This window comes from Pseudoalteromonas sp. PA2MD11 (assembly GCF_017808125.1).
Lineage (GTDB): Bacteria > Pseudomonadota > Gammaproteobacteria > Enterobacterales > Alteromonadaceae > Pseudoalteromonas > Pseudoalteromonas simplex.
This window is the reverse complement of sequence record NZ_JADKNF010000012.1, coordinates 1-20,267: the sequence shown is the minus strand read 5'-3', so window position 1 is coordinate 20,267 and position 20,267 is coordinate 1. Positions and strand designations below refer to the sequence as shown.

Below are 20,267 nucleotides of genomic sequence, written 5' to 3'. Positions count from 1 at the left end.
ATTTTTACATGAGTAATTAGCACTTAAATGGCTTATTCACCGGAAATACGCGAAGCAGCAAAGCGGCTTTATTTACGACACTACACACCAAGTGAAATTCGTAGCGAATTAGACTTGCCTAATGATCGTGTTGTTTATTACTGGGCTGATAAATATAGCTGGCGCGACTTACTGCGTGAAGAAGAAGTCGACGAAGCCATTGCAAGGCGCATTGTTTGTTTAACTGATATTAGCGATAAAACAGGTAATCAAATAAAAGAACTCGACATGCTTATTGAAAAGCATGTAAAGCTTAAAAAACAACGTGCGCAAGAAGAAGCTGCAAAAAATCCGCAACCTCAAAATAGTCAGGCCAACTCAAATCAACCAAGCGATAAAAGCAACTCAAAGCCAAAAGGCCGCAAACGAAAAAATGATGTAAGCCATTTAACCGAAGAAGATTTTGCCACCTGGTACGACTCACTTTTTGAATACCAAAAAACGATGCATGCAAACTTGCATCAACGTATTCGAAATATTCTTAAAAGCCGACAAATTGGTGCGACCTATTACTTTGCTGGTGAAGCATTTAAAGATGCGGTGTTAAGTGGTGATCCGCAAATATTCTTATCAGCCAGTCGTGCGCAAGCTGAGGTTTTCCGCAGTTACATTGTGGCTATTGCTCATGAATTCTTTGAGATTGAGTTAACCGGTAACCCAATTACGTTACACACAAAACACGGTGATGCTGAGCTGCGGTTCTTAAGTACCAATAGCAAAACTGCGCAAAGTTACCACGGCCATGTTTATATAGATGAGTATTTTTGGATAGGTAAGTTTAACGAGCTCAATAAACTTGCCAGTGCGATGGCAACCCATAAAAAGTGGCGTAAAACTTACTTTTCAACGCCGTCGACTAAAGCGCACCCTGCCTATACATTTTGGACGGGTGATCACTGGCGACAAGGCCGCGCCGAACGCGAAGAAATTGAATTCCCCAGCTTTGATGAATTACGCGATGGCGGCAGACTCTGCCCAGATAAACAGTGGCGCTATGTGGTTACCATTGTTGATGCGCAAAACGGGGGTTGTGACCTCTTTGACATTGACGAACTGCGCGATGAATACAACGCCGATGACTTTAATAACCTGTTTATGTGCATCTTTGTTGATGATGCAGACAGTATATTTAAATTCAGCGACCTTGAAAAATGCATGGTCGATGCATCCCGTTGGCAAGATCACAAACCAAGTGCAGCACAGCCATTTGGTAACCGTGAGGTATGGCTAGGTTACGACCCTTCACGAACCCGCGATAACGCAACATTAGTAGTGGTAGCGCCACCTAAAAAAGACGGTGAAAAATTCCGTGTACTCGAAAAGCACTATTGGCGTGGAATGAACTTCGCTCACCATGTAAGTGAGATTCAAAAGATATATGCAAAGTATCGCGTCACTTATATTGGTGTTGATACCACAGGCATTGGTGCAGGTGTATTTGATTCAATAGAAACCCTCTACCCGCGCGAAGCCCAAGCTATTCATTACAGCGTAACCAGTAAAACCCGCTTAGTACTCAAGATGATCGACTTAGTAGAAGCAAACCGGATTGAATGGGATGCATCACATAAAGACATTGCCATGAGCTGCCTAGCCATTCGTAAAACCAGCACTGAATCAGGTGGCGCAATTACCTTTAAAGCCAGCCGCGATAACACCACAGGTCATGCAGACGTATTTTTTGCAATAAGTCATGCCGTGATCAACGAACCGATTAACCACGCATTTAAGAGAAAATCACGATGGACCATGCAGAAAAACTAACTGACCAGCCAAACGATCAACAAGACGATCAACAAGGTAAACAAAATGCGCCCGTTGTGTTTAGCTTACCTGAACAAGTTATGCCACATATGTGGCTAACCGATTATGACTCGCTATTTTATAACGATATGGACGGTTATTGGGAGCCGCCCGTAGACCGTCATTTATTAGCAAATCTTACTCGCCGCAATGCCCAGCACGGCGGCATTGTAGTAAGCCGCGCCAATATGGCAGCTGGTCGTTATATATCAGGTGGTATGAGTGCCCAACTAGTACAGGCTGCATTTTTAAATCTAGTGCAATTTGGTGATGTGGCATTGCTTAAAATTCGCAACGGCTTTAAGCAACCGGTGCGATTATTCCCGTTGCCAAGTTATCGCACTCGAGCGGCTGGTGATGGTGGTGCCGTAGTGCTTGAACGTAACAATCAAGTGAGAAAATACAAAGCCCGCGATATCATTTGGATTAAACAGTATGATCCTGTTCAACAAGTATATGGTTGCCCTGATTACTTAGGCGGTTTACAAGCGACGCTTTTAAATGAAGATGCGACCCTGTTTCGCCGTAAATACTACATCAACGGCGCGCACATGGGGTTTATCATGTACGCCACTGATCCAAACTTAGACCCTGAAGTTGAAGACGATATCAAAGAGAAAATTCAAGATAGTAAGGGCGTGGGAAATTTCCGCTCGTTGTTCGTGAATATTCCCAATGGTAAAGAAAAAGGCTTACAGATAATCCCTGTCGGTAACTTTGAAAGTAAAGACGAGTTTATGAACGTTAAGAACGTATCAGCACAAGATGTGTTGAACGCTCACCGTTTTCCGCCAGGCTTATCTGGCATTATTCCATCTAACAACGCAGGCCTTGGTGACCCTACAAAATACGATGCCATGTATTTTAAAAACGAGACTAAACCGTTAATCAAAAATTTGGTCGATGCGGTTGAACAAGATCCTGAAATAGGCAGCAAGTTAAAACTAAAGTTTGATTTAGAGCCAGCAGCTTAATACACCTTATTTGTTATAGATAGATACACTGTATATAATCACAGTGTATCTAAATTATTTATATGGGTAATGCTATGCGGGTAACATGTCCAAACTGTGGAAGTAAAGCGACTATTTCATCAAGAGAAAATCAATCAACCCATGTAGCTGATCTTTATATTTCGTGTACTGATGTTAAAAACTGTGGAGCAACGTTTGTTAGTACATTAGCATTTAAACATTACTTAAACCCACCTCGCCAAACAACGGCAGAACTTGCCGCATCGTTACTTAAAAACTTACCCCGTGAACAACAATTAGAATTAATGGGTTTATAAAAATGAGAAACCCTTACTAACTGGGGCGATATTGGAATATTGTCAGAACGAGGAAACAAAAAAGGCCGCTGTGCGACCTTGATTTAATTTACTTCGTATACGCCTTGTATGCGTCATTAATCACTTTTCTATCTTGCAACTGCAAGTCATTCATTTCTAAAAAGCGCTGCTGCCCGTTGTACTCGATAAATGCAGTGCCATCGTGATCAATCTGCGTCACAATAGCGTGCTGTTCTTTTACTGCGTTGACTAACTCTTGTTTTAACATATTCATTCCCTCTTTGATATCACTGATATAACACGCCACCGTGTAGTCAGTACCAGACCCTTTGCGCGCTTTATAAATTGCACTGTGCGTCGGGGCGCAGCCTTTGACTTTTAAAATATAGTCAACGGCTGCCCTGTCTGAGCCTGCCAGCTCAACCAGCTCATTGAGCTGGCTTTGAAGTTGGTCTCTATTCATTAGAAATTATCTGGATCAAATGGTTGGTTTGCTGCATCGTCTAACTCTACTGCTGGCGCATTTGCGCGTTGAATATCATTAAACACTAAATCTAGAACGTGATTTTTAAATGCTGTTTGCAGCGCCTCAAAAACACCTCTTGCCGTTGTTTTCTCATACACTTCTAAGCTATTGAAGAATGAATTTAAGAAAATCATTTCATTCGAATCAACATCTTCAATATAAAGTTCGTCGTTTGCATCACAGTAAACATAAATCGTTTTAGTTAAAGCATCATTAGCGAGGGTGTTTTCGCTTGTTTGAGTGCAATCAAACACCTTTGCTGCCAGTGTTGGCAAGTTGCCATTGCTGTAAATTTTAGTTTCTACGTTAAGCTGCTCTTTAGAAGTAATGTGAGAAATTGTTTTATTTAATAACATGGCTATGTCCTTGCTTACTTTAATTTGTTTCTATTGGAAACTCTATGTAAGTATAATAGTTTCCATTGGAAACAATGGCAAGTGTTATTTTAATTTTTTTTGCACTTTTTTAATGTTGGAATAGTAATTTACTCCACGGCTAATAAAGCCGCCATTATGGTTTGTCTTTCAGCTGGCGGTAAAGCTTCAAAGTTTTTTGCCCAACGCTCAGCTTTTCTCTTAATACGTTGACGGTCAGTAAAGTTCTCACCCGCAAAAGTGTGGTAATGCACATCACCTGGTTGATAGTTAAGCCAGATTGTTTCTGTACGAACGCCGCCACGGGTCATCGCTTGAAAGTCTTTACGCCACCAATCTTTTAGTATTTCGTTGTATAACTGGTTGTCATAGCCAGAAATAATGATTTTAACGTCTTCGGGGATATGTTGTTTTGCAGCTAGTAACAAACGTTTGTGGTCGGCTTCTGTCATTTCATGCTGATAACGTGCATTGCTTGTTCTGGTTTCAGGCATGTATGGCGGATCAAGATAAAGCTGGGTTTTACAAAATGGTTTAAAATTTTCTAGCCACTCAATAGCACAACCACAAATTTTGTTTTCTGGTACCACATAGTTAAATTTGTCTGTACTCGAGCGATAGTACTTCATAGCTAAAAATGGCTTTGCTGCAGTTATTTTAAATTTATCTTTGGTTTAACAACTGAGTGATATACCCAGTTGCGGCGTTTAACGGTTGGTTTCACGCTTCAAACCCCTTTTTAAGTTCATCAAGTAAAGGTTTTAATTTGCTATCAAGTGCTAATAACTGCCTTGGGTGTAGATTTTCGTCTTGAACGAAAGTTATGTGTTTAAACCTAAACGAACTGCCATACAGCACACCGCACTCTGCTCTCATTGCAAGGTAAAATTCCGTACCGCAATAAATCTTGTTTTGGTGTATATCGGTTTGATTATTCTCATGCATGACAATTCCCCCCAGTTAATAAAGCAGGACGTTTAAATAACAGCGCCGTGTTTTGTAGTTTATCAATAGTCATAGTTCGGCCATCGATGGCGGTTACTTTTACCCGTTTAATTGGGCTTCGCTCTATCACCACTTTGTAACGTGGGTCGGCGCATATGTTTTTAATGCAACGGGCACCGTGTTTTGCTGAGCAACCAAACTCACGCCCTAGTAATATGTCGTTGTAGAATAGCCCTGTTTCGAGCATTTTTTCTTCTGCTTGATTAGTATTCATAGAGTCACCTACTGTTTTCGTTGTGGTCTGTTATTTATATTTTGAAGATCTGCTTTTCCATCTAGAATTCTGTGAATTTTAAATTTTTCACATATTTGATCACCAAATAGCTTTTTATCTTTTAATTCGCATAATCCAAACATAGTTTCGCACTCTGCTTTAAGCAGTGAATTTAATGGATGTAGTGGATCTTTCTCCCATCCAAGATTTATAAAGTTATTGCAGCTTTGGCATGCTTTTGGTTGTATTAACCTAGCTTTGTTGTTCACAGCTAATTGCTTTTCTGTTTCCAGCAAAATAAATTCTATTTGTTCCATATTCATTCCGCCTTCTTGAATCTTTCGACTAAATACAGATCGCCATGGGCGCGACCACCAACAGGTAATTGCCAACTCCAATGGCCTACAGGTTTGGCACCACGTTTAAGAACTAAACCCCTCTTTTTTGCAGTTGTTCTTGTCATCACCGGCACTGGTACAAACTCTATTTCACTGTCACTGATGTGAAATGGCCGTCCCTCAAGCATGCATTGAGAAATATGTATCGATTTTTCTAAGTGTCTTTTTAACTTTTGGTTCATAACTTACGTTCTCCTACGCCATTAAATCTAATGCCCACCAGTCATTGTCACTGACTGCTGTTGCTTCACCTGCTAGAACGAGCCTAGCTAAATCAAGATCACCAATTACATCTGCATGACCTTTTTTAAACTGGGTATCTGATGGCATAGTTCTGCCATCTAATTTTGCGTATGAGTTCGCTAAGTCGTAGAGCTCACGCGCATATTGATAATGCTTTTCTGATGGGGTTGTATTACCAGCTGGGCGTTGCTTATTAAGATCTAGTTTTTCAAAGCTATGCAGCTCATGCCCTTGCATGTAGTAAACACGGTTACCAATAACCACATTGCCGCCGTTCTTAAGCTGCTTTACATGCTCGGGGGCAAAGTCATATAGGCTGGCTTTTGAAATTTCAGAGTGTTGATCGCCTGCTAATTTCTGCTGTTTTTGCATTTCAGTAAGCGCGATTGAGTCAACCGCTTGCTTGCGGTGTTCAATTAACTGCTTTTCTTCATCTAATATGAGTAAATTACCGTCTCGAATTAGGTAAATTTGGCCGTTCCGCCTGATCCTTTTACCTGCTAACAGATCCTTTTTAACCTTTTCGATCTGTTTTTTGGTAAACCCGATCATATCTAGCAATAACTCGTCTCTATCGCCCACGGTGCACGGCGTACAGTTATTCCCACTAGACCAAGATAGGTCGGCTGCGCCGACGTTGTTAGCATCCTGCCCGCCATTTACAGCGGTGTTGTCGTTAGCTGCGGCAGTACCAATAATTTGTTTTTGCCAAGAATGAACACGGGTAATCAAAGTGCATGGTTCGTGTAGGTCTTCAATGCCTTTAATGCGCTTAACGCATTCAGCATATTGATTGCCATACTCGGTATATTCATAAACAGGTTTAAAACGTGCATTGCGGCCAATACCAAAGCCACCCATTAAAGTTACAAAGGATTTAAAGTCGCCTTGGTCGGCCGCTTTGCGAACTTGCTCTAGTTCTTCATTGCCTTGTATTTCTTCACGCACTCGGCGCAGCTCTCGCCAAATAGTAATGGCGGGTGACTTTTGAAATTGAAACTGGCGAATACCCCATGTACTGGCCCAAGCTTTAACCGGGTTAACAAGTGCAGATTGGGTAAACTTCTCGCCTGTTTCGGCATCGTATTCGTTGGCAAGACCAAAGCCGTCAATATTCTTACTGACGTACTTAGCAATATAGGCAGCTGCACCACCAATGCGTTTACCATCTTTGCCAATTTTTGCTGGCTCCATTTTCATGGCGGTATAACGTGGGCTGCTTGGGAAATAGTTTTTAACCGGCGCTTTGGTGTAAATGCCTTTTGATTTATTTAGGCCCCAAATTTTACGGTTGTGCTTGTACTTCCTGCGGTAATGCTTACGGTTTTTAAAGCGCTGAAAAAATACCTCACGGTCATCGCGGGTAAAATATCGGCGTAAAAGGTGGTTAACTTTGTCGTAGTACCTAGCTGGCATCCATAAAAGCATGTGCCAGTGGGTGCAACCATCTGCATGAGGTTCGGCTACGCGCACACCAAAATACGGTATTTCTAGACGGTCTAATTTAGCCCGCGCTTGTGAATACAGCTTGTTTAAATAATTGCTTGCATCCTTTGGTGTTGAACCGTCCCACTTTGGCGAGTTCGCATGAAAACGACTAGGCGCCGTAATATTGTAAAAACCGCCTACATAACCCATTTCGTCGGCCAGTTCTTCGGTTTCACGTATGCGAAGCATTAACTCGTTACGCATATTTTCAGGGTTAGCAATGCCTGCCTCAACCGCTTTCATTAACGAAATAACATCGTTTTGTTCGTTAACTAACTCAAGGCTTTCAAGGTATCGTTTGCCACGTTCACGATCGGCTTTATATTCATTAAGCGCTTGGTATGAGCAATAAGCATTAATGCCTTTTCGAACTGTTTTAGTCCCTTTCTTTTTGTCGTACTTTGCAAACAAGTCTTTGCCTACTTCACCTGTTGCTATTTCTAAATGCTCTAGGTAACGGCGGCGAATATTCTTTAATTTACGACCCCACCATTTGTAACATTGCGCTTTTAACAAACTAACTTCGGCATCTGGCTCTGTTAAGTAAATGCCTTTTTCAGCAGCAAAAAGAGTCACGCCAAAGTTTTCAGCATACTGGCTGATCACATCAAACTTATCTAAAGCGCCCCAGCTTGGGTTTTCAATGCGTAAGTCGTTGAGTAATTCGGTTACTTCTCGGGCCAGTACTTCAGCATGTTTTTTGGTTTTATCTACATTCGCTAAAATATGCCAAGGTAAAGGCATGCTGTCGGTGATCTGTTTAAGTATTGTTAGGCGCGGCTTAAGCGTTTTAATAGTGCGTAATAGCCACTGGTTAGCATTGCGGTGATCACGAATGCTATCGAATATATTCGTATTGGTTTGCTTTTTCGCTGTACCGTCAAATTGATATAGCTCAGCGGATTGCGAAGCAATTCTATCGGTGTATTGCTCTGTAGTTTCATTGCGCTTTTGCTTGTAGCGCTTAATGCTTGGTTCGTACTTATCAATGAAACGTTTGGCCACACGCATTTGTAATGGCTTTGGCACTTTGCTTAAGCATTTATATACAAATTTTTTTTCTGCAGTATCGTCAATTGCATCTATGATCGAGCGCACAGAACTTGTTACTTCACCACCTACCAATTTTTGTAAAAATGCGGTTTCATCACTAGCTGGTTGTAACCTCTTTTGTGCTAATACTTCACGCTGCTTTTCTGTAAAGCTAAGTGTTTCAGCTGTTCTACGCACAAAGCTAGCTTGAATACTCGCTTTGCGATTAGAGCTAATAAGGTCACGCACAATGTAATTATGGTGATTATTGTTATGCACTTTTTTAAGTGCTGACTTGGCAGGTTTGCTTAGTTTAAAAAAGCTAACATCGATGCGATATTCTGCATTTTTAAGCACATCATAAAACCAAGCGTTTGCTTCATCGCTTGGGTTTATGGGCTCGTCTTTGTACCAAACATCATTATGCGGCTGCACTTTAGCCAAGTATTGCTTAGCCATTTTGTACTGCATATAAGGGGTAAAACGGCTTAGGCCGCTTAGTAAGGTTTCTTTATGCTCAACGTTATCAACGGTTTCAACCATGGCTGAAACCGCTGTAATAACGTCGAAGCTTAAAGTAGGCCATAAGCTCATTGTTAATTAAGCTCGATTTCAATTAAGTCAAAATCAGCACCTCGCTGAACTGCGTCGAGCGTTTCGCTTAGTCGATCGTAAAATGGGGCGTATTCAATGTGGTCATTTGCAATTAATTGCACTACTGGCATTAGGTCAGTAAGGCAGTTTTCACACTCCATGAGCATGGTAACCGTTGGACGCTTGGCTAAATTTTTAATAGTAAAATTGGCTTGGTCTAAAACGTGAACAACAATGTTTTTAACTAATTGCTGATTTTTAGATAGATCTTGGTCTTTGATATAGGTCATTTTATTAGTCCTTTAGAGATTTAGTGGCTGTTATTTCACAACGCCAAGAGTGGAAAAGATGGATTTAAATTCTTCGGTTCGGTGGCCTAAGTAGGTAATGAAACAGCCTTTTGTAGCGCCTTTTTTCACATTGCCTTGCGGGTCTTTAAAGTGAGTTCGGCCATCAATAAAGCAGCTAACACCCGCACTTAATAACTTTTGGCACCATGCTTCTGAGCTATTAACAAAGGTGATATTCATCGCCTCTTTAAAGTTGCCTAAAGCAAACTGATTTAAGTAGTAATCAACCCAATCACCATTGCTTGCAATATCTTCGGTAATACAATGACCTCGGTACTTATGATAAGTAGGATCATTGCATATTTTCTTAACACACTTAGGCTTGCAAGCTAGTTCACCTTTATTGAATGGGTGGTTAAGCCAAACAGTGTCAGCAATCCAGTCTAACGTTAAAGCGTCATCTTCTTTGGTAAAAAATCGCTTAGCTTTCACTGACTGATTAGCAATTTCATTACTTGCTGGATCTAAATCAATAACAGGAAACATTAAGTGAACACGCTCTAACACTTCATCTGGCGTGTAATATTCAACATTGCCGCTATCTTGATTAATTAACTGATCTGGCGTCATGATCAATCCTTAATGTGTTTGAGTGTTAGTTTGTTGCTCTGCAACCAAGTGCGGAACTACTTCAAACTTAGGCTGAGTGCGTTCAAACTTTTCAGGCATAAGGACGTTGGCGTCAGTAAACGCAGCTAGTAAGCCTTGCAATTGGATAAGCGCTCTGTGTACAGCTTTACGCTCTTGAACATTGAAGTGGCAAAAACTCTTTTTTGAACAATGTGGTTTTAAACCCGCTGAAAAGCAGACAATTGCACGTTGTTGCTCTGTTAAAACGGCATCAAAAATATAACCAGGTGTTCGCTTTGTATTGTTTCTTAGCGCTCTAATATCTGCTAACCCTTTAGGTATTTTCTTACCTTCAACAGCTTTAAGCTGTGTTGTATTCGTTTTGCTTTCAGTTTCGGTAATGCGATTATCTAAGATTTTCTGTACGGGGGTTGCCATGATCATTGCTCCTAGTTATTTACGCTTTGCCATTCTTTTTGCGCAGCGTCGTAACGTGCCTGTAAATACGCGCCTAAGTCAGTAACGTTTACCATTGTCGGGGCTCGTTCTGAGTCGCGCATTTTAAAAGTAGGTATAGGTAATTGCGCTGCCTTTGCTTTTTGTTCGGCTGTTTTAAACTTAAGGCCTAAATACTCCTCACAAATATCTTTAAGCGGCACCGCTGGGGTGTTATAAATCGCTAAAAGTGCAAAGGTCATGTTCATGCTGCTGCGCCCTCAGCTTTGGCTTTCAGCTGTGCGCCATATTCATTGTAGAAATGCTCAGGCGTCATTGAGCGCCAAATGTTTATGTCAGTTGCAAGCCAAAATACTAAGCCGCTAATTCTGTGGCATGGAGGGAACTTATTAGCAGCCATTAATTTGTAAATCATGGCTCTAGAAATACAGCAAGTTTCTGTGATGTCTTTTGCTCTTAGAAACTTCTCACTCTCACCAATAGGCTCACCTTTAATAGTGACGCGATATTTTTCAGTATCCATTCTAATTTCCTCGTAGTATTTAATAGCACTTTACATGGTTCCATTTTTTGTACTTTTTGTGCTAACCTAGTTAGTTAAAAGGACTTTTTATATGCATTATCAGTTAGAAAGAACAAACATTGAGTCCAAAAATAAAAAACGGGTCATATTTGTGACCTTAGTGACAATCGTAGATCATAAAGGTGAACCATGTCAATGTCGCTTGGCGAGAAATTTAAATTGATTCGCGGAACTACAGGTTTAAACCAAATTAAGTTTTCTGAGTTAGTCGGTATCGGTATTAGCTCTTACAAAAAATACGAGTCAGGTAATCATGATGTTGGTACGCAATCTTTACTTGCAGTAACGAATCACCCTAAATTTAAAAAGTATGCACTTTGGCTAGTGACTGGGGATACAGATCCGGCAGCTGGGCAATACGCACCTGGTGACATAATTCCTGAAAGTAGCTCTTTATCTGAAGAAGAATTCGAAGAACAATTTATTGATGTTGCGGTAGGTTCTTTAATGATGTTTTGCCACTTAGATTGGTTTAAACCAAATAAAGACAAGAATGTTGACTTTAACGACTGCGGTAAGATACTACTTAAAGATTTACGCCCTGTAATCGAAGCAAGGGCCAATAACGCATCAAGTACACAAAAAATGGCTTAGTAAAGCCATTTTTTGTTAATGCAGACATTTTCTTATTGATGAACTGTTTTACTAACCAATAGTTCATTTTTGCCTCTAACTGACGATTTTTCTGTCTAATAACGCTTTTTTCACCTTAATAAACGAATTTTATCTTTTTATATAACAAAATATCATATGAGCCGTATTTATTGCGATTCAAGGCAATTCAAGGCAATTCAAGGCGATTCAAGTCAACCTAAACAGGTTTATTTTGTTGTAGATGACTACTACGTCAGTTATATTTTACTTAATTAAGTAATTACTTATTTATGTATTTACATACATAAAACATGAATGGGAGGCTATATGATTTTAGATATACTTGAGAAAATAAGAGTTTATTTAGCTTCTATTATCGCTCCGGGTGTAGAAGAAAGTAAAAATGATCAAATTAAAATGATAATGACCAAAAATGGGGCATTTAAGGTTGATATGGAATCATTTCGAAATAGTGATGAAGTCAAACGACAAATTAATTGTATACGCAATGAAGAAAGAGCCTAAAGGCTCTTTTTTTATAAAAGGATTTATATGGTTAAACCTACTATTCTTATTATTCTACTAATCTCTATTGTTGGTTTCATCTTCTGTAAGAACTGCTATTTCACTTCCCCTAAATTTAATAAATCAAATGGTTATCACACATTTTTAAACTCAGCCAGTTACGGGAGTGGAATTTTTATTATCGCTTTTATTGGATATTGGTATTTCCAGCCAAGACTCGAAGATTCTTTTTTTGTTGGCTTCATAAGCATGGAGTTGTTAGAAATATTTAGAGATTTGGCTCCATCTGTTCATACTCCTCTTTGGTTCCTAAACTTTATTCAAGTTTCAATTGTTGCTTTAGCTCTTTCATTCCTACTTCCGTTTTTATTTCTTCTAATAGCAATGCTGATTACTTGGTCAACTCCCATGGAAGTAAGGCATGGGGCTTTCAAAAAAATCTCTGAAACTGATGATACTCCTGAATTTTCGACCATTTATTTTACAAGTAATGAGAAAGGACTTCCAATTGCTTTTACTTTATCAAATAGAAAAGTATATGTTGGCTACGCTGTTCATGGTGCTAAACATCTTAATGACATTATGATATTACCTTTTAAAAGTGGTTATAGATGTGATGACGAATTACGCTTAGAGCTAATTACAGACTATGAACCTATTTTTGAATACATCATGACTAGTGATGATCTTGATGTTGGTAAGTTTTTAGTTTCTATTCCTATTAGAGAAATAGTGCACGCAAGCCTTCACGACTTTGGCTATAAAGATCTTTTCAAGGAACACGAAGTTCCAAGAAAAGACGATAAAAATAAATCACTATTTTCTAGGCTTTTGAATTAAAGAAAATTATAAGTTTTTACTTTATTACTTTTAAAAATGGGTGCGGTGGTTCTGGTTTAGTTTGAGGTTCTATTTTAAGCTCTACTGGGACTTGCAGGTTCTTTACTCGATAGCTTATTGCCTGTGCGTTGATTGCCTTTAACTTATCGTATGCATCAATTTCTCGGTTGTTTTGTAAAGCCTCACCTAAGTCCATCACAATGTTATGTGCTATGCCTTTGTCGTCTTCACTTTGTACTGAATCACTAATCACTTTAGTGATTATTAATTGTTTAAATGTAAGCTCAAAACTGGTAGTAGCATGGCCTCTTACTATTACATAGCCCGCAATAGTTAACATAACTGCAAGGCTTATCGCCATGACGAATAATAATGGCATTAGGCTACCTCTTTACTACTTTGGAAAAACTGTTTAACAGGAAACGATGCAACAACCGCAAGTGATAAAACATTTAAAACAACAACTGTGGTGCTATAAAACGGTGACAACATGCTGTTATCAAGCATGCCACGCATTATAAATTGCAGCATTTGTAACATTGCTTGCAGTATTGATAAATAGATACATAAACGAGCTGTTAGCGAAAATGTGCAACCACGCATAACATGCAATAAAAACAAAGTAACAGCAAAGGCCATTGAGCAGGTAAACATGGTGAAATAAAAAAACTGACGTAACATCATTTTTTCCATTTCCAACGCTATTATATGTTGCGCTAAAGCTGAGCTTACAAAATGAAATACCATAACTGCCAGAGCAGCAATAAAACATGAGTGCAGTGTATGATCGCTTTGCGAATTTAAATTCTTTTTACCGCCAAAAAACAGTGCAAACTTGTGTTTGCTAAAAGTTACAATCAGAAAAAGTACGGTGAGTACTTCTAAAGACTTTATAATCCAGCCTGTTGCGGTAAAAAAATTGAGCATGTGCATTCCTTGGTGATAATAAACCAGCGTTTTAGGCTGGTTAGGTTAAACTATGATTTTTAGTTACTTTTCTTTCGGTGGCTCAACACCATCACCGCCGCCACCATTACCACCGTCCAATTTGGTTAAAACTTTCAATGCATATAAATTACTCATACCTCGTTCCTTTTCTGGTTAATTAAACATCACTTCTTGATGTAAATTTAATTGTAATGATTAAATTTATAATAGCAACCAAAAACACTGTTTATATGTACAGCAAAACCTTCCTAACAGATTGACATATAACAATTTAATAGTGCGAAGTTCGCGCACTTTTTTACCTTGTTAACGTCGGTTTTTTATTCATTAATATTAGCTTTCATCCACTAACTACAATACCGGCAATAACTTACAACAAACGTAAAAATGCGCGATTCGCTCATTTTTTTTCTTCCTAACACGGTCTTTATTTCAGGAAAAATCCAATAAAAAATGACGAAAAAAATTAAAAAAGTTTTTAAAAAAATTTACTCGATAGACTTTTTCGGGAATTAAGTTAATAAAAAACCCGCTATTGCGGGTCTCATTGTTTATTATTTAACCTTTCAAGTTCTTCATCGACTTGCTTTTTTAAGTTTTGATATTCTGGTTCAAACTTTTCCCGCAACCTTGGAATCTCTGAATAAGTTCCACCATTTAAGTTTTGCATTACATGTACAAGAGTTATTTTAAAATTCTTGCATGCTAAACTTTCATCGTAGTAATCACTATTAAGGTTCCCCGTTTTTTGAACCAGCCTTTCGAAATCATTACAAATTACATCAAGTTGCTTATCATAATTGTTTTTTACGTCATAGAACTGACGTATGTGATGCTGTTCGTAAGACCCTCTAAACCAATACTCAAGTTCATCAACTTTTGTTTTAAGCTGGTAAATGAGATCTATAGGTTTAATTTCTTCTTTTATTTCCAGCTGTTTATATTCAACCTTTGTATTTAAAGGTCGTTCTTCAACCGTATTTTCTTTTTTCAGATGATTACCACTACCGATGAACCCTGCAACTACTAGTAAAACAACACTTAAAATATTTGCAGATTTTTGGGGGAGCTCAGAGTAAGCTTTTCCTTTGGCTTCTGCTGTTCGTTTATTACTAGCATTTGTTTTATTGAGAATTGGCGGCATTGAAAAACCAATAGCGATAATGCAAATAATACCTGCAAACACCTCACCATTATCAAAATGCATTCCTACACTGATAATTGCCAATACACCCAATATCCATCCTATTACTTTAGCCATGCATAATCCTTATATTTTCCATAACTTTGCAAGCTTACAGGTTAAGTTAGCGTTCAGACTTTAACAAGCTGGGGATTTATACAGGCACAAAAAAACCCGCTGCTTAGCGGGCTTAGTTTATAAATCTTTTTCTATTTGCTCTTTCGCATAACATTCGAATGCTTTTACCTGCATCTCTCGCCAAGAACCATAATCAGTATTTTGACTTATATAGCTGTCCCACTCATCGTCTGGTATTGCTTTAAAATCTTCTACTGTTTCAACAGTGAAAGGGCTGCTGCTTAATAGTTCATCAAAATTTTTATATTTAGAATGGCTAGATACGAAACTGTCATTCATTAACTCATTTAGTGTTACGGATTTTTTATTGCCTAAGTCTTCTAAGTTTTTAGATAATTTTTTCAACCCACTGAAATCACTTTTTATTGTCATTAATAGTCCCTTTAAATTTAAGTAAAAATTTAGTTTAGTTGAGAAAATGGTTATAGCAAATTTTACTTACAAAAAAACCCGCTAGTTAGCGGGCTTTTTTATTTAATTTTACTATTTTATATAACCTAAATCTTTAAGCCTAAACCCCATTGCTTGGGTAGATACATTAAAGATTACCGAAAGCTTAGATATTGCTTCATCCACTGTAGCTGTTTTGCCTTCACGTTTAACTTGCTCGACTAACTTATTAACTTCACTTTTTACCAAGTCTAATGGCATTAATAATTGAGCTGCAAACTTATTAGCTCTTCTTTCTACAAAGCTTGTTTTACCATCTCGATTTAGCTTATCAACAAACTCCTCTCCCTCAGTTAGGTTATCAATCTTAGGTGCTATATCATGCACTAAGTGGCCTAACTCATGGGCTTTCGTAAAGCGCTGACGCTGGTCACCTTCTGATGGATTTACCCACAAATGAACTGATTGAAACTGTTTGTTAATATCTCTATTTACTTTTATGTATCCTGATTTATCCCAATCTTCAAATGATAGTTCATTTGAAAAGCTCAAACCTTGAATGTGAGACATTACCTGGTCAACGCTAATGGGCGGTTCAATAGTAGTTAAATCGGTTGTATTATATACAAGCTTTAACAGGTCGTAAGCATTACTGACTTTTTGAATTTGTTGCATAGTAATCATAATCACTCCTCCCCTGTAGTAACGTCTGAGCGAAAAACATCTCTAAAACTTGCAGATTCTTCATTATTTATTCTATCTTCAAACATTGATTGCATTACTGTTTCTTGATTTTCGATAATCTCAGATTTAATTAAATCAATTTTCTCTTGTAAGCTTGGGTGATCAAATGCATTAACTACCGCGCTAATTAAAAAATCACCTTCGTTAATTTGACTCGATAATTCACTTTTAGCTGAATCTGTAACATCTTTGACTTGTTGTTTTTTATAATAGCCTACAAATGCGAAAGTTATAATACCGCCAATAGCTATTATCACAGTTAAAAATGTACTCAAGCCTTCATATAGACCTACAGAGGAACTATAAAGTTCCTTTTGATGCTGCATTTGTTCAGTAACATTTGCAGTATGCTCAGTTAAATTTAATGAGTAGCTTTCTTTAATTTCATCTATTTTAGATTGGAGACTGCTAATACTTTCGCTTTGGCTATTAGTTTTATCAGATATACTCGATATCTCATTTTTTAGTTCTGTAACCTCTTGTCTTAAACACTCGTTCTCAAAGGTTAGCTGTGTAACCTTGTGGGCACCATTCCCTGATTGAGCTGTAAAATCACAGACCTTATTCACGACACACCATGTCTAACTAAAAAATAATTTGGAGGAAACTAACACACATTAACTTTAATTTCACTTAAAATTCAATTTAGGAATTGTATTATCAGTCACCCTAATAATTAAGGGGCTCCCAATAGTCACCCTTACATCGATGAGGAGCTTTATTTTATTGAATATCTATCCAATCTAACATGGGTGCCACGGAAAAACGGCGGTTTAATGTCGTTGTGCTCATAACATGGCCCCTTTAAAGATCAATGCATTTACTTGCAACTTAAATTACCTAATACGATTAACGCTTAATATAGCGATGACACATACCTTTAGGCATGCACCGAAATGAAAAATTGCAGCCATTATACCACCGAAGCTAACTCCCGGCATGGCTTAATCGAAGATCAGATGATGAAAAGAGACGAAGAAGTGTACTGCAATCTCACTTCTTTGAAGAATAAGCAAAAATGGAAAGGTTACATCTTCACTTCATTTAGAAGATGTTCAAGATTTTGGCCCGTAAGCTCTAAAACAGTAATTTCGAGCTCTTTGTAATCCTCATTTTTCAGGTTAACTAGCTTAGCACCAACAGCAATTCGTGCGATTTTCTCTACGGGGTCTATTTCTACAATTTCAATTGATGCTCGCGTGTCGTGATCTTTTGATTGCACATAATACTCGCTAAAGAAGGTACCATCAGCACGGACATTTGGATTACTGTCAGACACAGACTGCAGGAGCGTGCCTTTCTTTAAATCACTTTTACGAAGTGAGAAGCTATATTCTGCCACATTGGCATGACCAACAATTACAGTTACGGCGCTTTCACCATTAATTTTAAAATCATGGTCTGTTACTTCGATGACTTTTAGCTTACCACTATCATAGGTCGGCTCCATGCAAGCACCTAAACTAAAAATCAGAAAAACAGATAAAACAACGTTTTTGATTAGCATTCTTTGTTCCTTAAAATTTATATTGCCTTCTTTAAAGTTAGATAAAAGAAGGCAATTATTCAAAATTTAAATCACTGAAAATGCACTTTAAATTAAACTACGCAACGACACTTAAACCAAAATAGTGAGCAATACCACCTAAGATATTAGTCACCGCCACTGACGATAGAATTAAACCCATCACCCGGCTAATGATACTTGCGCCACTATCGCCTATTAACTTATGAACATGCGTAGCAAGTAGTAGTAAAACCAACACAATTACTAATACCAAAAGCATGATTGAGGAAGTTATAAGCTGTTCATACCAAGTGTATTCGGTATTTCGGGTCATTAGTACTGCACCAAGCATGGCACCCGGACTGGCAATAGAAGGAATCGCCAAAGGAAAAATAGCGGTTTCAGTGCTATCACGAACGCTTTTTATCTCGGTTTCAGGTTTACTTTCACCAAATATCATCGACAGTGCAAAAAGTAATAGTACAATTCCTCCGGCAATCTGAAACGCCGAAAGGGGAATGTTAATCGCGTTTAAGAGTAGCTCACCTGCAACAACAAAAAATAATAAAACCAGCGCCGAAACGCCAACCGCCTTTAAAGCAACTTTACGTTTGAACTTAGCATCATCCCAGCGCGTAACAGCAATAAAAACGGGAACTGTGCCTATTGGATCGATTACCGCAAAAAAGAAAATGAATGCCGCTAGCAATTCACTCATTAATCAAACTCCCCAAAAACGTGTTAGCGAATAAAAACACTGCAACTACAATACAGTATGTTAGTATATCACGGTAGCGTAAGGATAAGAGAAGATGAATATAGAATCACTCGTCAGTAAAGCAAAACAAGTATGCGATAATCGTGGTGCTCGTTTCACACCCATCCGTGAAAAAGTATTCCGCCTATTAGCTAGTGCGCAAGGTGGTGTGGGTGCTTATGACCTATTAGAACAACTTAAATTAACTGAATCAGGCGCAAAACCAGCCACTATTTATCGAGCGCTCGATTTCTTATCGGAACTTGGCTTTATTCATAAAATTGAAAGCACCAACTCATTTATGTTGTGCCATCATTTTGATCACATCCACCCTGTACAATTATTAATTTGTGATAGCTGTGGTTATGTAAAAGAATTGCATTCAACAGTAATTTCTCATGAACTTAATAACTTAGCTGCAGAAAGTGGATTTATTGTCTCTGGACAAACAATCGAAGCGCATGGTAAATGCGAAAAATGCAAAGAATAAGTGCGGTGTTTGAAACAACCACTACACTTAAAGTATGATTAACGGCATTTCGAAACCTAAGGGAAAATAAATAATGAATGTGGAGTTCATCAACCCTTTTTTATCATCATTATTAAATGTATTGAGCACTATGGCTCAAACAGAATTAAAGCCGGGTAAACCAAGTTTAAAGAAAGACGAACTAGCCCGTGGCGATGTATCAGGTTTGATTGGTATGGTTGGCCCACAAACTAAAGGTTCACTTTCAATCACCTTTGATGAAAATCTAGCTCTGACCATTATGGAAAGAATGCTAGGTGAACGCCCTGATACGGTAAATGAAGAAGTAACCGACATGGTAGGTGAAATTACTAACATGGTAACAGGTGGCGCTAAAAACCTACTCGGTGAAAAAGGTTATGAGTTTGATATGGCAACGCCAGTTGTAGTGTCTGGTAAGGGACATACAATTGCTCATAAATGTGAAGGCGCCAAGGTATTAATTCCATTCACATCAGCTGATGGTAACGCCAATATTGAAGTTAGCTTTGATAAACTATGAGCTGGCAGCAAAAAACCATTCAATTAAAGCCTCGCTCACGAGGCTTTCACATCATTGATGACGAGCTACTTCGGCAACTTCCAGAGATAACACAATACAAAGTCGGCTTATTACACCTATTCATTCAACATACTTCTGCAAGCTTAACTATTAACGAAAATGCAGATCCTACAGTAAGAATGGATATGGAAAGTCACTTCAATCATTTTGTGCCAGAACGACAAAGTTATTACCGCCATGATTATGAAGGCGATGACGACATGCCTGCCCACATAAAAAGCAGTACATTAGGTGCTGAACTCACTATTCCAATTAACCAAGGCCGTTTAATGCTAGGTACTTGGCAAGGTATCTATTTAGGTGAACACCGAGATCATGGCGGTGCAAGACGCATTGTCGCGACGATCCAAGGTCAGCTCTAAAACTAACTTTAAGCTGTAAGCTGTAAGCTGTAAGCTGTAAGCTGTAAGCTGTAAGCTGTAAGCTGTAAGCTGTAAGCTGTAAGCTGTAAGCAAATCTTGCTATTAACTAAATTATTTAAGAAAGTGTTTTTGGGATTTTTTAGAGATTGGAGCGGCACACGAGGCTCGAACTCGTGACCTCAACCTTGGCAAGGTTGCGCTCTACCAACTGAGCTAGTGCCG

The 20,267-nt window shown here is 38.5% G+C and carries 30 protein-coding genes; 9 read left to right on the top strand and 21 right to left on the bottom strand.

Annotated features, from left to right (window positions below):
- The first annotated feature begins 27 nt into the window (after positions 1-27).
- The 3 genes from ISP07_RS13415 to ISP07_RS13405 all read left to right on the top strand — a co-directional run bounded on the left by ISP07_RS13415 (position 28) and on the right by ISP07_RS13405 (position 3,133).
- Positions 28-1,803 carry a terminase large subunit domain-containing protein gene (locus ISP07_RS13415; RefSeq protein ID WP_209327909.1) on the top strand — a complete coding sequence of 592 codons (1,776 nt, stop codon included), beginning with the start codon at positions 28-30 and terminating at the stop codon, positions 1,801-1,803.
- Positions 1,782-2,816: a phage portal protein gene (locus ISP07_RS13410; RefSeq protein WP_209327908.1), complete on the top strand. Its 1,035-nt coding sequence runs from the start codon at positions 1,782-1,784 to the stop codon at positions 2,814-2,816. The genes ISP07_RS13415 and ISP07_RS13410 overlap by 22 nt, the downstream gene beginning before the upstream one ends.
- Positions 2,817-2,890: 74 nt before the next feature.
- Positions 2,891-3,133: an ogr/Delta-like zinc finger family protein gene (locus ISP07_RS13405; protein WP_065978214.1), complete on the top strand. Its 243-nt coding sequence runs from the start codon at positions 2,891-2,893 to the stop codon at positions 3,131-3,133.
- Positions 3,134-3,221: 88 nt separating this feature from the next.
- On the opposite strand, the gene ISP07_RS13400 is transcribed toward ISP07_RS13405, so the two are convergent.
- From ISP07_RS13400 to ISP07_RS13340, 13 genes are all read right to left on the bottom strand, one after another.
- The gene (locus ISP07_RS13400) at positions 3,222-3,596 is read right to left on the bottom strand and encodes a hypothetical protein (protein ID WP_209327907.1); all 375 of its coding nucleotides are present in this window, start codon (positions 3,594-3,596) and stop codon (positions 3,222-3,224) included.
- Entirely contained in the window at positions 3,596-4,015 is a 420-nt protein-coding gene (locus tag ISP07_RS13395; protein WP_209327906.1) for a hypothetical protein, read from the bottom strand. Before ISP07_RS13395 ends, ISP07_RS13400 begins: the two co-directional genes overlap by 1 nt.
- A gap of 128 nt (positions 4,016-4,143) precedes the next feature.
- Entirely contained in the window at positions 4,144-4,662 is a 519-nt protein-coding gene (locus tag ISP07_RS13390) for a DNA adenine methylase (RefSeq protein ID WP_209327905.1), read from the bottom strand.
- Between the two features lie 91 nt (positions 4,663-4,753).
- Entirely contained in the window at positions 4,754-4,978 is a 225-nt protein-coding gene (locus ISP07_RS13385; protein ID WP_209327904.1) for a hypothetical protein, read from the bottom strand.
- Positions 4,971-5,252 carry a hypothetical protein gene (locus tag ISP07_RS13380; RefSeq protein ID WP_209327903.1) on the bottom strand — a complete coding sequence of 94 codons (282 nt, stop codon included), beginning with the start codon at positions 5,250-5,252 and terminating at the stop codon, positions 4,971-4,973. Before ISP07_RS13380 ends, ISP07_RS13385 begins: the two co-directional genes overlap by 8 nt.
- Positions 5,253-5,260: 8 nt before the next feature.
- Positions 5,261-5,569, bottom strand: coding sequence for a hypothetical protein (locus ISP07_RS13375; protein WP_209327902.1), 309 nt, complete (start codon positions 5,567-5,569; stop codon positions 5,261-5,263).
- Between the two features lie 2 nt (positions 5,570-5,571).
- Positions 5,572-5,832: a hypothetical protein gene (locus tag ISP07_RS13370; RefSeq protein ID WP_209327901.1), complete on the bottom strand. Its 261-nt coding sequence runs from the start codon at positions 5,830-5,832 to the stop codon at positions 5,572-5,574.
- Between the two features lie 13 nt (positions 5,833-5,845).
- Positions 5,846-9,007, bottom strand: a complete 3,162-nt coding sequence (locus ISP07_RS13365; RefSeq protein ID WP_209327900.1) for a replication endonuclease — start codon at positions 9,005-9,007, stop codon at positions 5,846-5,848.
- A 2-nt stretch (positions 9,008-9,009) separates the two neighbouring features.
- Positions 9,010-9,297 carry a hypothetical protein gene (locus tag ISP07_RS13360; RefSeq protein ID WP_209327899.1) on the bottom strand — a complete coding sequence of 96 codons (288 nt, stop codon included), beginning with the start codon at positions 9,295-9,297 and terminating at the stop codon, positions 9,010-9,012.
- Positions 9,298-9,327: 30 nt separating this feature from the next.
- The gene (locus ISP07_RS13355; protein ID WP_209327898.1) at positions 9,328-9,927 is read right to left on the bottom strand and encodes a DNA N-6-adenine-methyltransferase; all 600 of its coding nucleotides are present in this window, start codon (positions 9,925-9,927) and stop codon (positions 9,328-9,330) included.
- A gap of 9 nt (positions 9,928-9,936) precedes the next feature.
- Entirely contained in the window at positions 9,937-10,365 is a 429-nt protein-coding gene (locus tag ISP07_RS13350) for a hypothetical protein (protein ID WP_209327897.1), read from the bottom strand.
- A gap of 11 nt (positions 10,366-10,376) precedes the next feature.
- Positions 10,377-10,631: a pyocin activator PrtN family protein gene (locus ISP07_RS13345; RefSeq protein ID WP_209327896.1), complete on the bottom strand. Its 255-nt coding sequence runs from the start codon at positions 10,629-10,631 to the stop codon at positions 10,377-10,379.
- Positions 10,628-10,906 carry a helix-turn-helix transcriptional regulator gene (locus tag ISP07_RS13340; RefSeq protein WP_209327895.1) on the bottom strand — a complete coding sequence of 93 codons (279 nt, stop codon included), beginning with the start codon at positions 10,904-10,906 and terminating at the stop codon, positions 10,628-10,630. Before ISP07_RS13340 ends, ISP07_RS13345 begins: the two co-directional genes overlap by 4 nt.
- Before the next feature lie 189 nt (positions 10,907-11,095).
- Between ISP07_RS13340 and ISP07_RS13335 the strand changes: the two genes are divergently transcribed.
- The 3 genes from ISP07_RS13335 to ISP07_RS13325 all read left to right on the top strand — a co-directional run bounded on the left by ISP07_RS13335 (position 11,096) and on the right by ISP07_RS13325 (position 12,925).
- Entirely contained in the window at positions 11,096-11,560 is a 465-nt protein-coding gene (locus ISP07_RS13335; RefSeq protein ID WP_209327894.1) for a helix-turn-helix domain-containing protein, read from the top strand.
- A 327-nt stretch (positions 11,561-11,887) separates the two neighbouring features.
- Positions 11,888-12,085: a hypothetical protein gene (locus tag ISP07_RS13330; RefSeq protein WP_209327893.1), complete on the top strand. Its 198-nt coding sequence runs from the start codon at positions 11,888-11,890 to the stop codon at positions 12,083-12,085.
- A gap of 27 nt (positions 12,086-12,112) precedes the next feature.
- Entirely contained in the window at positions 12,113-12,925 is an 813-nt protein-coding gene (locus ISP07_RS13325) for a hypothetical protein (RefSeq protein ID WP_209327892.1), read from the top strand.
- Positions 12,926-12,941: 16 nt separating this feature from the next.
- On the opposite strand, the gene ISP07_RS13320 is transcribed toward ISP07_RS13325, so the two are convergent.
- From ISP07_RS13320 to ISP07_RS13285, 8 genes are all read right to left on the bottom strand, one after another.
- Positions 12,942-13,304 carry a hypothetical protein gene (locus ISP07_RS13320; RefSeq protein WP_209327891.1) on the bottom strand — a complete coding sequence of 121 codons (363 nt, stop codon included), beginning with the start codon at positions 13,302-13,304 and terminating at the stop codon, positions 12,942-12,944.
- Entirely contained in the window at positions 13,304-13,852 is a 549-nt protein-coding gene (locus ISP07_RS13315) for a hypothetical protein (protein ID WP_209327890.1), read from the bottom strand. Before ISP07_RS13315 ends, ISP07_RS13320 begins: the two co-directional genes overlap by 1 nt.
- 565 nt (positions 13,853-14,417) lie before the next feature.
- Positions 14,418-15,134: a hypothetical protein gene (locus ISP07_RS13310; protein ID WP_209327889.1), complete on the bottom strand. Its 717-nt coding sequence runs from the start codon at positions 15,132-15,134 to the stop codon at positions 14,418-14,420.
- A 117-nt stretch (positions 15,135-15,251) separates the two neighbouring features.
- The gene (locus ISP07_RS13305; protein ID WP_209327888.1) at positions 15,252-15,566 is read right to left on the bottom strand and encodes a hypothetical protein; all 315 of its coding nucleotides are present in this window, start codon (positions 15,564-15,566) and stop codon (positions 15,252-15,254) included.
- A gap of 111 nt (positions 15,567-15,677) precedes the next feature.
- Positions 15,678-16,268, bottom strand: a complete 591-nt coding sequence (locus ISP07_RS13300; protein ID WP_209327887.1) for an ImmA/IrrE family metallo-endopeptidase — start codon at positions 16,266-16,268, stop codon at positions 15,678-15,680.
- Between the two features lie 2 nt (positions 16,269-16,270).
- Entirely contained in the window at positions 16,271-16,897 is a 627-nt protein-coding gene (locus ISP07_RS13295; protein ID WP_209327886.1) for a hypothetical protein, read from the bottom strand.
- 458 nt (positions 16,898-17,355) lie between these two features.
- Entirely contained in the window at positions 17,356-17,835 is a 480-nt protein-coding gene (locus tag ISP07_RS13290) for a hypothetical protein (protein WP_138601919.1), read from the bottom strand.
- Positions 17,836-17,932: 97 nt separating this feature from the next.
- Positions 17,933-18,553: a MarC family protein gene (locus ISP07_RS13285; protein WP_138601917.1), complete on the bottom strand. Its 621-nt coding sequence runs from the start codon at positions 18,551-18,553 to the stop codon at positions 17,933-17,935.
- Positions 18,554-18,647: 94 nt separating this feature from the next.
- Between ISP07_RS13285 and ISP07_RS13280 the strand changes: the two genes are divergently transcribed.
- The 3 genes from ISP07_RS13280 to ISP07_RS13270 all read left to right on the top strand — a co-directional run bounded on the left by ISP07_RS13280 (position 18,648) and on the right by ISP07_RS13270 (position 20,045).
- Positions 18,648-19,082: a transcriptional repressor gene (locus ISP07_RS13280; RefSeq protein ID WP_054554141.1), complete on the top strand. Its 435-nt coding sequence runs from the start codon at positions 18,648-18,650 to the stop codon at positions 19,080-19,082.
- A gap of 73 nt (positions 19,083-19,155) precedes the next feature.
- Entirely contained in the window at positions 19,156-19,623 is a 468-nt protein-coding gene (locus ISP07_RS13275) for a chemotaxis protein CheX (RefSeq protein ID WP_054554140.1), read from the top strand.
- Positions 19,620-20,045 carry a secondary thiamine-phosphate synthase enzyme YjbQ gene (locus ISP07_RS13270; protein ID WP_209327885.1) on the top strand — a complete coding sequence of 142 codons (426 nt, stop codon included), beginning with the start codon at positions 19,620-19,622 and terminating at the stop codon, positions 20,043-20,045. Before ISP07_RS13275 ends, ISP07_RS13270 begins: the two co-directional genes overlap by 4 nt.
- Positions 20,046-20,267: the final 222 nt, after the last annotated feature.

What these genes read in the sequence shown, in the direction of transcription:
- ISP07_RS13415 (WP_209327909.1), top strand. Translation starts at nt 28, where the DNA reads ATGGCTTATTCACCGGAAATACGCGAAGCAGCAAAGCGGCTTTATTTA.
- ISP07_RS13410 (WP_209327908.1), top strand. Translation starts at nt 1,782, where the DNA reads ATGGACCATGCAGAAAAACTAACTGACCAGCCAAACGATCAACAAGAC.
- ISP07_RS13405 (WP_065978214.1), top strand. Translation starts at nt 2,891, where the DNA reads ATGCGGGTAACATGTCCAAACTGTGGAAGTAAAGCGACTATTTCATCA.
- ISP07_RS13400 (WP_209327907.1), bottom strand. Translation starts at nt 3,596, where the DNA reads ATGAATAGAGACCAACTTCAAAGCCAGCTCAATGAGCTGGTTGAGCTG.
- ISP07_RS13395 (WP_209327906.1), bottom strand. Translation starts at nt 4,015, where the DNA reads ATGTTATTAAATAAAACAATTTCTCACATTACTTCTAAAGAGCAGCTT.
- ISP07_RS13390 (WP_209327905.1), bottom strand. Translation starts at nt 4,662, where the DNA reads ATGAAGTACTATCGCTCGAGTACAGACAAATTTAACTATGTGGTACCA.
- ISP07_RS13385 (WP_209327904.1), bottom strand. Translation starts at nt 4,978, where the DNA reads ATGCATGAGAATAATCAAACCGATATACACCAAAACAAGATTTATTGC.
- ISP07_RS13380 (WP_209327903.1), bottom strand. Translation starts at nt 5,252, where the DNA reads ATGAATACTAATCAAGCAGAAGAAAAAATGCTCGAAACAGGGCTATTC.
- ISP07_RS13375 (WP_209327902.1), bottom strand. Translation starts at nt 5,569, where the DNA reads ATGGAACAAATAGAATTTATTTTGCTGGAAACAGAAAAGCAATTAGCT.
- ISP07_RS13370 (WP_209327901.1), bottom strand. Translation starts at nt 5,832, where the DNA reads ATGAACCAAAAGTTAAAAAGACACTTAGAAAAATCGATACATATTTCT.
- ISP07_RS13365 (WP_209327900.1), bottom strand. Translation starts at nt 9,007, where the DNA reads ATGAGCTTATGGCCTACTTTAAGCTTCGACGTTATTACAGCGGTTTCA.
- ISP07_RS13360 (WP_209327899.1), bottom strand. Translation starts at nt 9,297, where the DNA reads ATGACCTATATCAAAGACCAAGATCTATCTAAAAATCAGCAATTAGTT.
- ISP07_RS13355 (WP_209327898.1), bottom strand. Translation starts at nt 9,927, where the DNA reads ATGACGCCAGATCAGTTAATTAATCAAGATAGCGGCAATGTTGAATAT.
- ISP07_RS13350 (WP_209327897.1), bottom strand. Translation starts at nt 10,365, where the DNA reads ATGGCAACCCCCGTACAGAAAATCTTAGATAATCGCATTACCGAAACT.
- ISP07_RS13345 (WP_209327896.1), bottom strand. Translation starts at nt 10,631, where the DNA reads ATGAACATGACCTTTGCACTTTTAGCGATTTATAACACCCCAGCGGTG.
- ISP07_RS13340 (WP_209327895.1), bottom strand. Translation starts at nt 10,906, where the DNA reads ATGGATACTGAAAAATATCGCGTCACTATTAAAGGTGAGCCTATTGGT.
- ISP07_RS13335 (WP_209327894.1), top strand. Translation starts at nt 11,096, where the DNA reads ATGTCAATGTCGCTTGGCGAGAAATTTAAATTGATTCGCGGAACTACA.
- ISP07_RS13330 (WP_209327893.1), top strand. Translation starts at nt 11,888, where the DNA reads ATGATTTTAGATATACTTGAGAAAATAAGAGTTTATTTAGCTTCTATT.
- ISP07_RS13325 (WP_209327892.1), top strand. Translation starts at nt 12,113, where the DNA reads ATGGTTAAACCTACTATTCTTATTATTCTACTAATCTCTATTGTTGGT.
- ISP07_RS13320 (WP_209327891.1), bottom strand. Translation starts at nt 13,304, where the DNA reads ATGCCATTATTATTCGTCATGGCGATAAGCCTTGCAGTTATGTTAACT.
- ISP07_RS13315 (WP_209327890.1), bottom strand. Translation starts at nt 13,852, where the DNA reads ATGCTCAATTTTTTTACCGCAACAGGCTGGATTATAAAGTCTTTAGAA.
- ISP07_RS13310 (WP_209327889.1), bottom strand. Translation starts at nt 15,134, where the DNA reads ATGGCTAAAGTAATAGGATGGATATTGGGTGTATTGGCAATTATCAGT.
- ISP07_RS13305 (WP_209327888.1), bottom strand. Translation starts at nt 15,566, where the DNA reads ATGACAATAAAAAGTGATTTCAGTGGGTTGAAAAAATTATCTAAAAAC.
- ISP07_RS13300 (WP_209327887.1), bottom strand. Translation starts at nt 16,268, where the DNA reads ATGATTACTATGCAACAAATTCAAAAAGTCAGTAATGCTTACGACCTG.
- ISP07_RS13290 (WP_138601919.1), bottom strand. Translation starts at nt 17,835, where the DNA reads ATGCTAATCAAAAACGTTGTTTTATCTGTTTTTCTGATTTTTAGTTTA.
- ISP07_RS13285 (WP_138601917.1), bottom strand. Translation starts at nt 18,553, where the DNA reads ATGAGTGAATTGCTAGCGGCATTCATTTTCTTTTTTGCGGTAATCGAT.
- ISP07_RS13280 (WP_054554141.1), top strand. Translation starts at nt 18,648, where the DNA reads ATGAATATAGAATCACTCGTCAGTAAAGCAAAACAAGTATGCGATAAT.
- ISP07_RS13275 (WP_054554140.1), top strand. Translation starts at nt 19,156, where the DNA reads ATGAATGTGGAGTTCATCAACCCTTTTTTATCATCATTATTAAATGTA.
- ISP07_RS13270 (WP_209327885.1), top strand. Translation starts at nt 19,620, where the DNA reads ATGAGCTGGCAGCAAAAAACCATTCAATTAAAGCCTCGCTCACGAGGC.